This window comes from Paenibacillus sp. FSL F4-0100 (assembly GCF_037993005.1).
GTDB lineage: Bacteria > Bacillota > Bacilli > Paenibacillales > Paenibacillaceae > Paenibacillus_AQ.
In genome coordinates this window covers 6,336,575-6,351,484 of record NZ_CP150303.1, presented here as the reverse complement: position 1 = coordinate 6,351,484, position 14,910 = coordinate 6,336,575, and the positions used below count along the sequence as shown (strand labels likewise).

Genomic DNA, 14,910 nt, shown 5'->3' with positions numbered 1-14,910 from the left:
TAACGTCCGCATGTCGCGGCATGTTTTCCTGAGAGGCCGTTAATTGCAGATTTATAAGGAGGATCACCGAGTCTCATGGAAATTCACATCAAGAAGGATCTGCCATCTGCGGCAGGTCAGTACCCTAATCGTGCCCGCATGCTGATCTCCTGTCCGGATGGACCGGGAATTGTGGCGGCGGTCTCCCAGTTTCTGTACCAGCATGGCGCCAACATTGTCCAGTCTGATCAATATACAATGGATCCGGCCGGCGGCATGTTTTTTATGCGGGTTGAGTTTGATCTGGAGGATTTGAATACGAAGCTTCCCAAGCTGGAGGAGTCCTTCCGGGATGTTGCCGATCAATTCCGTATGGAATGGAATATCTACCATGCAGCCCGTAAGAAACGGCTGGCGATTTTTGTTTCAAAAGAAGATCACTGTCTTGTAGAGCTGTTGTGGCAATGGCAGGCTGGCGATCTGGATGCGGATATCGCACTGGTGGTAAGCAACCATCTGGATATGAAGGAGTACGTAGAATCGTTCGGTATCCCGTATCACCACATTCCGGTTACGGCGGATACGAAGCCTCAAGCGGAGCAACGTCAGCTGGATGTGATCGGCGACGATATCGACGTGATTATCCTTGCGCGTTACATGCAGATTATTTCGCCAACCTTTATCGAACATTACCGGAACCGGATTATCAACATTCACCATTCCTTCCTTCCGGCCTTTGTCGGCGGCAAGCCTTATGCGCAAGCTTATAACCGCGGGGTGAAAATTATCGGAGCAACCGCCCATTATGTAACCGAAGAGCTGGATGGCGGACCGATTATTGAGCAGGATGTGCAGCGCGTTAGCCACCGGGACGATGTCAACGAGTTGAAGCGTATTGGCCGTACCATCGAACGCGTGGTGCTTGCAAGAGCCGTCAAATGGCATGTCGAGGATCGGATTCTGGTGCATAACAATAAAACGGTTGTATTCAACTAACGGTGTGCAAGTGTACGTATAATCAGACAGGAAGACAGTCTGTGTACTGAGTGCAAGTAAGAATATGAGGCTGTGTTTGGACGATTCATCATAGATAGTACAATGGAGCAGCCCAACACTTTAACGCTGCAATGGATTACCCCTTGATCCCGCTCCTCTTATTGGAGTGGGATTTTTATTTATAGCCGACTTGGTAAAAAACACCAAAACCCTCTGGGGTGCTGAAAATACAGGCCAATATATCTCTTTATGGAAGGAAACGTCAAACTTTTCATGAATTCGACTCGTCAATATAGTTGAACTTGTGAAGAGAACCTTTACATACGTCTTCAGAACATATGTGTCATTTTTCATGTGAAAGCAATTTATATGTGGAGAGGGGAATCATCAGTTGTCGTTTTATACAAAAAAAACGTGGATGTTGCTGCCGATGGTGGCGCTGCTGATTGTTGCCACGTTATCCTTGTCGATTCCGGCCGGAAACGTGTACGCCGACGGAGCGAAGATTGGCATTCAATCCGAAATGGGTTATCAAGGCAAGATTAAACATGATAAATGGAATCCGCTCAAACTGACCTTAACCAGTGACCGGGATATATCCGGTGACGTGGTCGTGCAGATTCAGAACTACAATGGCTTCGGGTATCAAACTTCCTACGTCCAGCAGGTGGACCTGCCGAAGGATACGCCGAAGGAAGTCGTGATCGGCATTCCAGGGGCCATGCTGAATAAAGATAATAACCAGATCCTCTTCTATGAAGGATCTTATACCAAGGGGAAGCAGATTCCGTTTGCCACAGGTAAAAACTACGTGCAGGCTTCTCCTTATCAAGGCGCACTTATTGCCGTGTTATCGGATGATCCGGATACGATGAATTTCATGAATGTCCTTAACGGCAAAGGCAACAGCGTGAACGTGTTCCCGCTTAAGAACGCCAGCGTTCCATCGGATGGAATGCTGCTGAACGGACTGGACGTTATCGTTATTAACAATTTTGCTTCTGATACGCTGTCAGAGCCTCAGCGCAAGGCGATTACGGATTGGGTAAATGGCGGCGGCACCCTGATTCTGGCCGGAGGCGCGGGATATACCAAAACAGCGGCACCGTTTGCCGACATAACGCCGGTTGTTGCGAATGGCACCACCACCGTTAACTCGCTGGCGGAGCTGGAGAAGCTTGGCGGGAAACCGCTGAAACTGGATGGGGCATTTACCATTTCTACAGCGAAAGCGGTGGAAGGCGCCCAAATCGGGATTGAAGCGGATGGACAACCTTTGTTTGCTTCGAAGACCTATGGCCAAGGAAGTGTTCAATATGCGGCCTATGATCTGGCTATGGAACCTGTGAGCTCATGGGCAGGCCATCCGGATGCTTGGGCATCGATACTGCGTAATAACCTTCCCATGATGGGTGCGCAGAATGGTATGTATTACAATTCGCTTATGGACAATTTGAATTACGTTCTGGAGTATTTTCCATCACTGAAGATGCCTTCCTTCACGCTGCTGTTGTGGATGCTCATTATTTATGCGGTCGTCGTTGCGCCGCTGCTCTACTACATCTTGAAAAAGGCGGACAAACGGGAATGGGCTTGGTTCTTGATCCCGATCATTGCCGTCATCGCGAGCGGTTCCGTTTACGTGGCCGGTTCATCGGACAAGACGCGGGAACTCGCACACACCATCAACTTGATTGAACTAAACGGTCAGGGGGATGCGGTTAAATCGACGGCTTCCGCATTCTTCACGCCTCGAAGCGGGAACTATGCCTTGGAATTTCCGGAGAATACGTATTTGAGAACGGGGCAGTCCCGGAACACGTTTGGGGGAATGGGCGAGAATAAAAATTTTGTCCGAATGGAGCAGGCGTCCACGACGCTGGAGCTTCGCGACATGTCCCAATGGTCATTAGCCAAGGTATGGGTGGACCGTCAAGGAACCGAGGAGATGGGGCGCCTCGGCATGGATTTGAAGCTGGATGCCAAAGGAGAATTAAACGGTAAGGTCACCAATGACACGATTAACGATTTGACCGAGGTTGCACTGGTTATTGGAGGCAAAGCTTATAAGCTGGGAGATATCAAGAAGGGAGAGACGGCTGCCGTTCCTCAGGACCCGAAACAAATCATCAAGTTTACGGGCGGTGACTTGTCCGGGATGCTGTACCCTTATTCGCAGAATGATCCGAAACAGCGTGAGCGCGATATTTTGTCCCAATACGGATATTCCAACAGAATGGTCAACAGAGATGCTTACATTTTGGGATGGAGCAAGGATCATTTGACGAATTATACGCTGAAAGGCGCTGAGGTGGAGAGTGATCAGCTCAATTTCTGGATACAGCCCGTGGAGATGGATTGGGGACTGAACGGGGAGATCAACATTCCTTACGGGTTCCTGTCTCCCGAGATATCGCAGGTGAATGCGCCGATGTATGGGGTTTACCCTCATGGGGTCGAAATGGGACAGGGCAGCTTGATCGCCGAATTCCCATTAATATCGGAAGGCAACGTGAAGTATTCGGAATTGTCCATGAGAGGCACCAAATTCAACAACAACGTTATGATGGAGATCTGGAACTCGAAGAAGAGCGAATGGGAGCCTGTTACAGACGTGAACAATGTGCATACCATTACCAAAAATCCGGAGCAGTATATCGTGGGAAATCGGATCCGTTTCATGATCACCGCCAAGGATCAGACCAACTTTATGATGCCGGAGCTGTCTGTGAAGGGGGAGGCCACTCCATGATCGAGATTAGAAACCTGAGTAAAAAATACGGAACGTTCCATGCGTTGAAGGACATCAGTCTTCATATCGAAAAAGGGACGGTATTTGGATTTGTCGGCCCGAACGGAGCAGGCAAATCCACGACGATGTCCATATTGGCCACCCTGATGCTGCCAACCTCGGGCGTTGCCAAAGTCGGCGGCTTTGACGTGACCCAGCATCCCAAAGAGGTCCGCAAGCGGATCGGCTACATGCCCGATTTCTTTGGCGTGTATGACCAGTTGAAATCTACCGAATATTTGCATTTTTACGGGGCAAGTTACGGCATTCCGCGCGCCGAGCGGGAGCAGCTCATTCCGCAGCTCCTGGAGCTCGTCAACCTGAGCGACAAAGCGGATACGTACGTCGACAGTCTCTCGCGCGGCATGAAGCAGCGTTTATGCCTTGCCCGGTGTCTGGTGCATGATCCGGATGTATTGATTCTGGATGAGCCGGCTTCGGGGCTGGATCCGCGGGCGCGGATCGAGATGCGTGAAATCTTGAAGGAATTGAAGCTTATGGGCAAGACGATCATCATTTCGTCGCATATTTTGCCTGAGCTGGCGGAGATGGTGGATGAAATCGGCGTGATTGAACACGGCGAGATGGTTGCCCAAGGTAAGGTGGCTGATATTCAGAGCCGTCTCCGCGTGAAAAAAGTCATCCATATCCGCACGCTCGAGCGTGAAGAGGAACTGGCCGAGAAGCTGCGGGACGAACCCTTTGTCTCGTCGGTATTAACGGATAACACCGGTGTCCATGTTCATTACGGCGGGGATGATGCGCAGCAAAGCGCTCTGCTGCGGCAGGTGGTCTCCTGGGAAATTCCGATTGTCTCGTTTCAGGAAGCACAGAGCAATCTGGAGGATGTATTCCTCGAAATTACCAAAGGGGGACCCCGCGAATGAATTGGAGCAGAAAGTTAATTAATCCGGTCATTGACAAGGAATTTCGGCTGCGGATGCGTTCTACGCGTTCTATGCTGTCGGTGTTATTTTATGTGTTGGCGCTCGGAGCTGTTGCGATGGGCTTCATTTACCTCTTCTTATATTTGGGACAGCGGGGACCTCAGCGATTCGATCCGCAGATGAGCCAAATGATGTTCTATGTGCTGAGTTTTGCTCAGCTTGTCCTCATCGCGTTCATGGCACCTGCTCTTACCGCCGGCGTCATCAGCAGCGAGCGGGAGAAGCAAACGCTGAGCATGCTGCTGACGACGCAGCAGAGCTCGGCCACGATTGTGCTGAGCAAGCTGGTGTCGGCACTCAGCTTCATGACACTGATCGTGCTGGCCACCCTGCCGATATACAGCATTGTTTTCCTGTATGGAGGGATTTCGCCGAAACAGCTCATATCCGTTTTTGTTTTTTATTTATTCGTGATGCTGTTGCTCGGTTCGCTTGGCGTGATGTTCTCGACTTTATTCAAAAGAACCATCGTCGCGATTATTGTCGCCTACGGTGCGGGACTTATTATATTCCTTGTCACAGGCCTGCTGTATCTGTTCTTCATGGGGATTGAACAGCGGAATATGTATCAAAGCGGGATAACGCCTACACCGGGCAGTTATTCATGGGTCGGGTATTTGCTGGGTCTGAATCCCGGCGGAGCGATGATGAGTTTGTTCAACCCGTCGTTCTCCAAGGAAGTGTTCCTGCTGCACGGCGGAAGTTTGAACAGTAAGGCCCCCATTGAATTGTGGCTGGAATTCTTCATCGTGTATTCGGTTGTGATTGTTCTTGCCCTGTGGGTTGCCATACGGAAAATACGTCCTATCGCAAGGCGGAAACGTAAGGATAAGGACGAGGCACAGCTCCCGCAAGTACCGGAAATGACGCGGGATGAAGCGTAACCTTAAAGCATAAGAGTACGGTAAGGAGGAAGAGCAATGGACAACATCATGCGTTTTATCGAAGCTGTCAGACGGCGGCTGCAGCGATTTCGCGTCATAACGTATGTTTTATACGGACTGATGGCAGGGTTTGCCGCGCTGCTGCTGCTCCTGGTGCTGGGGAGATTCGTACCCATTGCCTGGCTTCCCGTCGCATCCGTGGCCGTTCCTGTCGGAGCAGGCTTCGTAGGCTTGTTATGGGGATGGCTGCACCGGGTTCCGATCGAAGAGGCCGCTTCAGCGATGGATCATGTTCCGGACGGAGCGGAGCGAAGCGACATGATGGTCACGGCACTATCCTTCAAAGAACAGGAATCGCAGGCCGCTAAATGGCAGCGTGAGCAGGCGGAACGCTATGGTGCACGTTTTGCGGAGCAATTGCCGGAGCGTCTTCCTTACCCTAGTCGTAAAAGACATCTCTTGATCTGTGGTGCTTCGCTGGCTGCCGTGCTCATCCTTGTTTTTGTTCCGAACCCGATGGACAAGAAGGTGGAAGCGGCAAAAGAGGTGCAGAGCTGGATGAAGGAGCAGGCAGCCAAAACCGAAAAGCTTGCGGAGGAACTCCAGAAAAAAACGATCGATCCTGCCGACAGGAAGAAGCTGCAGGAGAAGCTGGATGCCCTGAAGAAAGCGCTGGACCGTGAGAAACATCCCGAGCAAGCGCTGGAGAAGCTGGAAGAAGCGATGAAAGAGCTTGAAAAAATGGCGAAACAGCAGGAGGAAAAAGCGAAGGCACTGTCTGAGCTTGCCCAAAAAATGCAGCAGCAGAAGGCGTTGTCCCAGGTGGGGAAAAAGCTTGCCGAAGGCATGGCCGATGAGCTCAAGCAGGAAATGAAGAAACTCACCGAGCAGGTGAAAAAGATGTCCCAAGAAGAGAAGAATGAGCTGTCCGATGCTTTGAAAAAGTTGGCTGAGGAAGCTGCCAAGCAGCTGGAGGACGGGAAGCTGGAGCAAGAGCTCAAGAAAGCAGCCGACTTGCTGAAGGAAGGCCAGCTGCCGAAGGAGCTGGAAGAAGCGCTCCAGCAGCTGGCCGAGGAGCTGGCTAAAGCGGCGCAAGCCAAAGCCGCGTCGGATAGTCAGTCGCAATCCGCCGCTTCGCTGGCGTCCTCCCTTGCTTCGCAAGGACTGAGCTTGGCCGATCAGATGACGGCTGCCGGGATGTCGGTATCCGATGCCTGGAGTAACGGCGGCAGTGCCGAGGCGTTGGCGCAGGCGGGATCCGGGGGAGACTCGGGAGAAGAAGGCGAAGGCTCGGAGGGAAGCTCCGGGGAAGGCGGCTCCGGGGCCGGTCAAGGTCAAGGCGCCGGCAGTGGGTCCGGTTCGGGGAGCGGCTCCGGATCAGGAGCAGGCTCCGGCTCAGGTGGCAGCGGAGGATCGGGAAGCGGGACCGGCAGCGGAGCCGGCTTTGGCTCTGGCGGTCGCGAGCTTGTGACGATCCCTCGGGATTACAAGGGCAGCGGCAATGTGCAGAACGATTCCGGCGAGATCAAGGGCAGTGGCGGTGATATTCAGAAGGGCGGCGTTTCGCCGACCGTTCCGGGCATGTCCAGGCCTTATGAGGAAGTGTACCGCGATTATGAGACCGAAGCGCGCAAATCATTAAACCGCAATCAACTGCCGGACCAAATGCAAGGATTGGTTGAGGAATATTTCATACAGATCAATCCGAATCCGTAGGGGATGGAAGAGAAATAACGGAAGCTATATAGATTGGACTAAAGAAAAAGAAGAACTTCAACGGAGAAGGCGGAATTATTCTGGAGAAACGAAGAGGTCGCCTTTGCCCCCGGATTTCAACAATGATATGGATGAATAGAAGAAGAAATCTGGGGGCAACAGCGATCGGAAGAATAATCCGCATTCGTAGTGATGCTCAGGCTAAGAATCTTTAGTTCACGTTATATAGAATGAGAACTTGAACTTTACCAAGAAGATGGAGGTTTCGTCCATGTCGGATATTGCAGTGAGACCACAGGAATGGATGGAGAAAATATCAGGCCTGCGGGAACATATCGGCAAGGTGATTGTCGGGCAGCAGGATGTTGTGGAGCAGATGCTCTGGTGTATCTTTGCGGGAGGGCACGCCCTCCTGGAGGGGATTCCGGGTCTCGGTAAAACGATGCTCGTTCGCACGGTGTCGGAAGCGTTGGAATTGTCCTTTTCCCGTATTCAGTTCACGCCGGATTTGATGCCGAGCGATATAACGGGCACCAACATCTTGTCGTTCGGGCAGCATGGAGACACCGGAATGACCTTTCAAAAGGGTCCGCTGTTCAGCAGCATTGTGCTTGCTGATGAGATTAACCGGGCTACGCCCAAAACCCAGAGCGCCTTGCTGGAGGCCATGCAGGAAAAGACCGTCACGGTGGGTGGGGTAACCCATCAGCTGCCAAAACCTTTCTTTGTTCTCGCGACGCAAAACCCGCTGGAAAACGAGGGAACGTATCCATTGCCGGAGGCGCAGCTTGACCGCTTTCTGCTGAAGATCGAAGTGTCGTATCCGAGCGCGGATGAACTGAAGGAAATCGTGAAGCGGACGACGTCCTCCCACGAATTCCAGGTGGAACGACAAATGACCGGAGACGAGCTGCTGGAAATCCAGCGCGGAGCCCGGGAAGTGCTGGTTGCCGAGGAGATTTTGGATTATGCGGTTCGTCTTCTCATGATGACGCATCCGCAAGAGGCTGCGGCCCCGGAGCCGGTACGAAAATACGTCCAGTTCGGTTCCGGACCGCGGGGCATTCAGTCCATCATATCAGTGAGCAAGGTCCGGGCATTGTGCAGCGGGCGGATGCATGTATCGACAGGGGATATTCGCGCCGTGGCTTTATCTGCGCTGCGTCACCGTTTGTTCCTGAATTTCGAAGGTCAGGCGCTTGGCATTACGACAGACCATGTCATTCAGGAGGTTCTGCAAGCGCTGGAGGCATCCGCGTGAGCGGGGGCGGGCACCTGCTTCCTCCGGAATGGCTTCCGCGCCTGGAGCGATTGAGTCTCGATGCCAAGCGACGGGTTGCCGGAATGCTGCAGGGAAAGAGACGATCCCGCAGGCTTGGTTCATCCCTCGAGTTCGCCGATTACCGAGTATATTCGCCCGGGGATGATGTCCGCAGGTTTGACTGGGGCGTCTATTCTCGTACGGGAAAAGCGTTCGTGCGTCAATTCATGGACGAGCAGGAGCTGACGGTCAGCCTATTCGTGGATTGCTCGGCATCGATGGGGGCTGTCATGTCATCGTCATCCGAACTATCCGCTGCGGATCCGGCAGGAACGAAGGGAAGCCCGAAATGGCTGCTCGCACGTCAACTCGCCGCAAGCATCGGCTACATGGCATTGTCCTCCTACGACAGGCTGCAGGTCGCCTGTTACAGCCGTTCGATTAATGCTCGTCTTCCGATCATGAGAGGAAAGGGCTCGGCCCATCGCCTGTTTTCGTTCCTGCAAGGGGCAGAAACGGGAGGTGAGGGAAGTTTGGGCGCCGCGCTTGCGGTTCCTGGCGCACTCCCTCGGCAGCCGGGGATGACCTGGGTGTTCTCGGATTTTTGGCTGGCGGGCGGCGAGGAGGAATTGTTCAGGGCGCTATCCCTTTTGTCCGGCACCGGGCAGGAAGTGGTGCTGGTGCATGTTTTGTCGAGGGAAGAACTAGAGCCTAAATTGACCGGCGATTTGCGATTGGTCGACAGCGAAACGATGAGCGGCAAGGAAGTGGCGTTGACGGGTAAAGTACTCGATGCTTACAAAGAGGAGCTGGAGCGGTATCGGACGATGCTGTCCCGCGTGTGCGCGGAGCGGGGAATGTCTTACGTGCTCATTCCGGCGGACATGCCGCTTACGGACGCGATGTTCGGGGTACTGGCAGGAGCAGGTCTGGTTACTGGATAAGGCAAGCCTCATACAGGACGCAGTGTTCCAAGCATCTGCCGGACTTCATACGCTTTGGGAAGCTTGTAGACAGGGTAACACCGGTAAATAGACACGCTATGAAATGAAGGCTTCACGAGCATCTGTCTGTGATCTTTAGAACAAATAAGAAGAGAACTCATTCAAATAGGAAAAGATGGACGAGCCTTCATCCGATGCTTTGAGAAAACATCCAAGTCGTGTTAGTAAGGGTCCACGGGAGTAAGGAGGGGACACGTTGGGGATTCAATCTTGGCTGAGCCTATGGTTCGGTTTAACGCTGCCGGCTATCGTGCTTATGTATATGTTCAAACGAAAATATGTGGATACAACCGTTCCCAGCCACTTGCTGTGGGAGCGGGTGCTTCGGAACCTGGAGGCTAACAGGCCGTGGCAGAAGCTGCAGAACCGGCTTCTGCTGTGGCTCCAGCTGTTTGCTGCTGCGCTGATGGTCTTCGCGCTGATGCAGCCCTTTATGCAGGTGTCTGGCGGAGGCAGCGCCCATGTGGTCATCGTTGCCGATACCTCGGGCAGCATGAGCGCGCAGATTCAGCCTTCGGCAGAAGGCGAAGCCGCATCCAGGCTGCAAATGATGCAGGAGCGAATTAAAGAGTACGTAAAGGACCAAGGGAGACGGAGCGAGATTACCCTCCTGTCCGTGGGAGCAAGTCCCATGACGCTGGTCTCCCATGAAAGCGACCGCGCCGCCATCGATAAGGCCGTGGATGGGTTGCGGCCCTATTACGGCCAGGCATCCTACAGGGAAACCTTATCGCTCGCCTCCGCTCTGACACGGGAAGAACATGATGCAGAAGTCGTTATTTTTACAGATAGCTACTGGAAGCAGGATACGGCTCCCATATCGTTTCAGGTTCCAGTATCCGTAGAAAAGGTACAGGGGGAGCACCCTCTTAACGTTTCCATCGACCAATTCGGCATTTCACTCAAAGGTGAAACAGGTTCATCCTATGCGGCGGTCGCCGTCCTCAGCACGAATGCCAAGGAATCGATGTCGGCCGAAGTGAATCTTTACGGAGATGAACAACTGCTGACCAGCAAGGTACTTGAATTGGAGCCGGGGAAGAGATTAACCGAATCCTTTGTCGATCTCCCGTTTGCGGAGGTGTATCGGCTTGAGTTATCCCAGGATGACGGGTATGCGGCAGACAATTATTCCTTTGCATTCGGTTTGGGTCACGGATCCTCGCGCGTACTTCTGCTGACTTCAGGCAATTTGTTCCTGGAGAAGGCCTTGCAGCTAAGCGGAGCCGAAGTCACCCGGGTTGCCTGGGATGGCTCCGAAGACAAGAAGGGTGAGGATCCAGGCACGGATCAAAATACGGATAAGGGCGCAGCATCGGATGTACCGCCCTTACCTGATGGCGAATTTGATCTGCTCGTCATAGACGGGAGCATGCCGGAAGGGTTCAAGCAAGGGAAGTGGGCGGAGCTGGCCGCCAAAACGCCGCTATGGACGATCGGCGGAGAAGGCACCAAAGTCGGAAGCCAAGGAGGACGCGCTGTGCTTGCGAAGCATCCGGTGACCGCCTATGTAACCTTATCGGGCGTCTATTTCGGTACGCTGGTGGATCAGGCCCCTGCTTGGGGCGAACCTGTGGTCAAGCTGGGGGATCAACCCATCGTCTATGCGGGAAGCGAAAACGGGCGACCGCGATTGTCGTTTAATTTCCTGCTTCAGGATAGCGATCTTCCGTTATCGCCGGAATTCCCGGTCATGGTCAGCAATGCACTAGAGTGGATGACCTCGGGCAAGGGAAGCGGCCTTGGCCGCTATATGGCCGGCGCGCAAGCAGATATTCCGATTGCAGCGGATACGGTAGCGGCAAAGTGGGTACCTAAGAGCGGTCTTGCTCTTGCTGACGGCATCCCTGCAGCGGAGGCCCTCCGGAATGAGCAAGGGATATCACTGGTACAGATCGTGCCGGAATATCCAGGGCTGTACGCTTTTGAACAGCAGAATGAAGCGGGTGAGAAGCTTAAGTTTTGGCTGGCCGTAACGGCAGACCCGTACGAGGCAGATTGGAGCAACGATCAGGGCCCGGTCGTGAGTCAAACGTCACCGAACTCGGATACGGCAGCTGGTGAACGTGCCGGGACGTCTGGGCACAGCGAGACGGCAAGCGATGCCGGTTCGTTAATGCCATGGCTGGCGGCCTTGGCACTGGCTGTGATCGCAGCGGAATGGGGGGTGTACCAGCGTGGGCGTTCAATTTAGCCAACCATGGTTGTTGCTGCTGTTGATCCCGGCAGGAGTCTTTCTCTATTACGCATACAAATCGGATTTTCGGCTCAGCGGTTTTCGCAAGAAATTGGCCTTATTCTTTAGAACCTGCGTCATTCTGTTATTGATTCTTATGATTTCGGGTCTGCACGGTTATACCGTCTTGCGAGATAAACAGGTGGTGTACTTGGCGGACCGTTCCGACAGTATGGGGGATTCGGCCCGGATCACGAATTGGATTAACGATTCCCTTGGGGCAAAAGGCGAGAAGGATGGCACCGCTGTTGTTTCTACAGGTCTTGAGGGCGCTGTGGAACGGCGATTATCCTCTACGGAGAATGCAGGAGCCTCTTTAAATGCGCTGCTGGAGCAGCAGTTTACGGGGCTGGAGTCCGGTCTTCAGCTCGCAGGGAGCCTGTTCGAGGGCAACAGCGATTCCAGAATTGTGTTGATCTCGGACGGGGAAGAGAATGTGGGCAGCATGGCAGCGGCCGGAAGGCTGCTGAAGGACCGGGGCATTGCGGTTGATGTGCTTCCAACTCCGAAGCAGGCTATCCGTGACGTTGCGGTGGAGGAACTAAAGGTACCGGATAAGCTGTATCAAGCGGAGTCTTTCTATGTGGAGGTTATGATCCGCAGCACGTTTAAGACCTCCGGTGAATTGCGCATTTACGAGGACAACCGTGAGATCGGCCGGGAACGCGTCGACGTAACCCCGGGCGAGAACCGGTATGCCGTAAAAGGCCTGGCTAAGAGCCCGGGACTTCACCGTTACCGTGCCGAAATCTTCATGGATGGGGATGAGGCATCCGCCAATAATGCAGCGTTTGATTTTACCCGGGTGGAAGGTCCGCCGAACGTACTGATCGTTGAAGGAACCCCGGGAACGTCAGGTAATATCACGGCAGCACTGGAGTCCGGAATGATCGGCACCGAAGTGATTCCGCCGGAGCTGCTTCCGCTGGAAGCGGCCAAGTATGCCGTGTACGACAGCATCATCTTTAATAACGTCTCGGGCAGTGACGTCGGCGGCAAGCAGATGGAGCTGATCGAGCAGGCGGTCCGAAGCTTCGGCATCGGGTTTATGATGGCGGGCGGCGAGGACAGCTTTGGGATGGGCGGATATTTTAAAACCCCAATTGAAAAAGCACTGCCGGTCTCGATGGAGCTGGAAGGCAAACGGGAGATTCCATCGCTTGGTCTCATCCTCGTCATTGACCGTTCGGGGAGCATGGATGGCAATAAGATCGAATTGGCCAAAGAATCGGCGATGCGCACGGTGGAATTGTTGAGAGCCAAGGATACGGTCGGCGTCGTCGCCTTTGACGATCAGCCGTGGTGGGTTGTTCCGCCGCAGAAGCTCGGGGACAAGGAAGAGGTACTCAGCAGCATCCAGTCGATTCCGAGCGCCGGAGGAACCAACATCTATCCTGCCGTTTCCTCCGCACTTGAAGAAATGCTGAAGATTAACGCCCAGCGCAGACATATCATTCTGATGACCGACGGACAATCGGCCATGAATTCCGGTTATCAGGATCTGACCGATACGATGGTGGAGAACAAAATTACGATGTCTTCGGTGGCGGTCGGGATGGATGCCGATACGAACCTTCTTCAATCCTTGGCGGATGCGGCTAAAGGCCGTTATTACTTCGTTGAGGATGAAACGACACTGCCGGCGGTATTCAGCCGGGAGGCCGTGATGCTGGCCAAATCCTATATCGTGGATAAACCCTTTATCCCGGCCGTTCAGAATGCGGGCGATTGGGCGAGTCTATTCCAGCAGGGCGTACCGGGGCTATATGGTTATGTAGCGACAACGCCGAAGTCTTCCGCCCAGACGGTTCTGTCCAGTCCGGAGCCGGACCCGATCCTGTCGCGCTGGCAATACGGATCCGGGCGAACGGTGGCGTGGACGAGCGATTTAAGCGGAAAGTGGTCCAAGGAATGGGTATCGTGGTCCGGCTTTGCCAACACGTTGACCGAAATCGTGAAGTGGACGTTCCCGCAGTTTACGTCGTCGCCCTATGAAGTGACTACCGAAACGGCCGGCAACCAAGTCAAGCTCCAGGTTATGGCTGAGGGCGAGAATCCGCCGGAGAAGCTGAATGCGGTGATCGGGGACGATGAAGCCGGCGAGCAGACGGTGGAGCTTATCCAGGAGGCTCCCGGCCGTTATACCGGGCTCGTCAATGTCACGAAGCCCGGGGCATTCCTCCTGTCTCTTGAGGATGCCAGCGGGGAAGAAGCGCTGCAGGCGGCGCCAGGCACCGGTTTTGTGGTTCCGTATTCTCCGGAATACCGGTTGTCCTCCGGCAGCGGCGAGGAAGCCATGAAGCGGCTGGCCGAGGCGACCGGAGGCCGCGTGTTATCCTGGGATAATCCGGCCGAAGTGTTTGACCGGCAGGCAACCTCGCGGATGAATCTCCATGATTGGAGCTATCCGCTGCTGGCGGCGGCCCTGCTGCTGTGGGTCGCGGACATCGCCGTGCGGCGCCTGGCTCTGCCATGGGGCGCCATCGGCGCAAGGCTGGCCGCCCTGCTCCGCAGGCGGCCGGAACCTGCCGGCGAGGCCGCGCGTGACGCCGGCCTCGAGCGGCTGGCGGCGCGCAAAGCCCGCGCCGCCGATTTCTACGGCGGCAGCTCCGCGAAGCCGCCGCCGCAGGCCCCGCCCGCGCGCGAGCGCAGCGCCGCGGGCCACGGTGCCGGGGGCGGGAACCCCGCCCCGGCACCCGGCGCAGCTCCGGCTGGGGGCCGCAAGGCCCCGCCGGAGGCGCGCGATTCGCAGCGGGCGGATGCCCCGCTGCGGGAAGAGCGGCCGTCTCAGGCGAAGCCGGCCGCAAGCCAGGGCGCGCGCAAGGGAAGCGCGCCCCCGCCGCCTCCCCCGCCGCCGCAGGCGCAGGGGGACGGCCAAGGCCGTCCCGAGGGAACCGGGCCGGCTCCGGAAGGAGGCTCCTCCATGGATCGCCTCCTCAAAGCCAAAAAACGCGGCACGCGCTGATGTGCCGCCTCAAGCTTCGGCCTAAGCTGTCTAATGTACAGCTTAGGCCGAAGCTTTTTCATTTGTCGAGTGAAGTAACTTTTTCCATACCGCCGAAGTCCATAAAATCGTTTAACGGATGTCGAATCCGG

The 14,910-nt window shown here is 54.7% G+C and carries 9 protein-coding genes; all 9 read left to right on the top strand.

Annotated features, from left to right (window positions below; translation table 11 throughout):
* The first annotated feature begins 75 nt into the window (after nucleotides 1-75).
* Entirely contained in the window at nucleotides 76-975 is a 900-nt protein-coding gene (gene purU, locus MHH48_RS28765) for a formyltetrahydrofolate deformylase (RefSeq protein ID WP_076324642.1), read from the top strand.
* Between the two features lie 391 nt (nucleotides 976-1,366).
* Nucleotides 1,367-3,727 (top strand): hypothetical protein, encoded by a 2,361-nt coding sequence (locus MHH48_RS28760; protein ID WP_076324641.1) that lies wholly within the window; start codon nucleotides 1,367-1,369, stop codon nucleotides 3,725-3,727.
* Nucleotides 3,724-4,653, top strand: a complete 930-nt coding sequence (locus MHH48_RS28755; protein ID WP_076324640.1) for an ABC transporter ATP-binding protein — start codon at nucleotides 3,724-3,726, stop codon at nucleotides 4,651-4,653. Before MHH48_RS28760 ends, MHH48_RS28755 begins: the two co-directional genes overlap by 4 nt.
* A complete protein-coding gene (locus MHH48_RS28750; RefSeq protein ID WP_076324639.1) occupies nucleotides 4,650-5,597 on the top strand; it encodes an ABC transporter permease in 948 nt (315 codons plus the stop codon). The genes MHH48_RS28755 and MHH48_RS28750 overlap by 4 nt, the downstream gene beginning before the upstream one ends.
* A gap of 36 nt (nucleotides 5,598-5,633) precedes the next feature.
* The gene (locus MHH48_RS28745; protein ID WP_076324638.1) at nucleotides 5,634-7,313 is read left to right on the top strand and encodes a phage tail tape measure protein; all 1,680 of its coding nucleotides are present in this window, start codon (nucleotides 5,634-5,636) and stop codon (nucleotides 7,311-7,313) included.
* Nucleotides 7,314-7,584: 271 nt separating this feature from the next.
* Nucleotides 7,585-8,574, top strand: a complete 990-nt coding sequence (locus tag MHH48_RS28740) for a MoxR family ATPase (RefSeq protein WP_076324637.1) — start codon at nucleotides 7,585-7,587, stop codon at nucleotides 8,572-8,574.
* Nucleotides 8,571-9,518 (top strand): DUF58 domain-containing protein, encoded by a 948-nt coding sequence (locus MHH48_RS28735; protein WP_076324636.1) that lies wholly within the window; start codon nucleotides 8,571-8,573, stop codon nucleotides 9,516-9,518. Before MHH48_RS28740 ends, MHH48_RS28735 begins: the two co-directional genes overlap by 4 nt.
* A 256-nt stretch (nucleotides 9,519-9,774) precedes the next feature.
* Nucleotides 9,775-11,772, top strand: coding sequence for a BatA and WFA domain-containing protein (locus MHH48_RS28730; protein ID WP_076324635.1), 1,998 nt, complete (start codon nucleotides 9,775-9,777; stop codon nucleotides 11,770-11,772).
* A complete protein-coding gene (locus MHH48_RS28725) occupies nucleotides 11,756-14,779 on the top strand; it encodes a VWA domain-containing protein (RefSeq protein ID WP_076324634.1) in 3,024 nt (1,007 codons plus the stop codon). The genes MHH48_RS28730 and MHH48_RS28725 overlap by 17 nt, the downstream gene beginning before the upstream one ends.
* Nucleotides 14,780-14,910 lie beyond the last annotated feature (131 nt).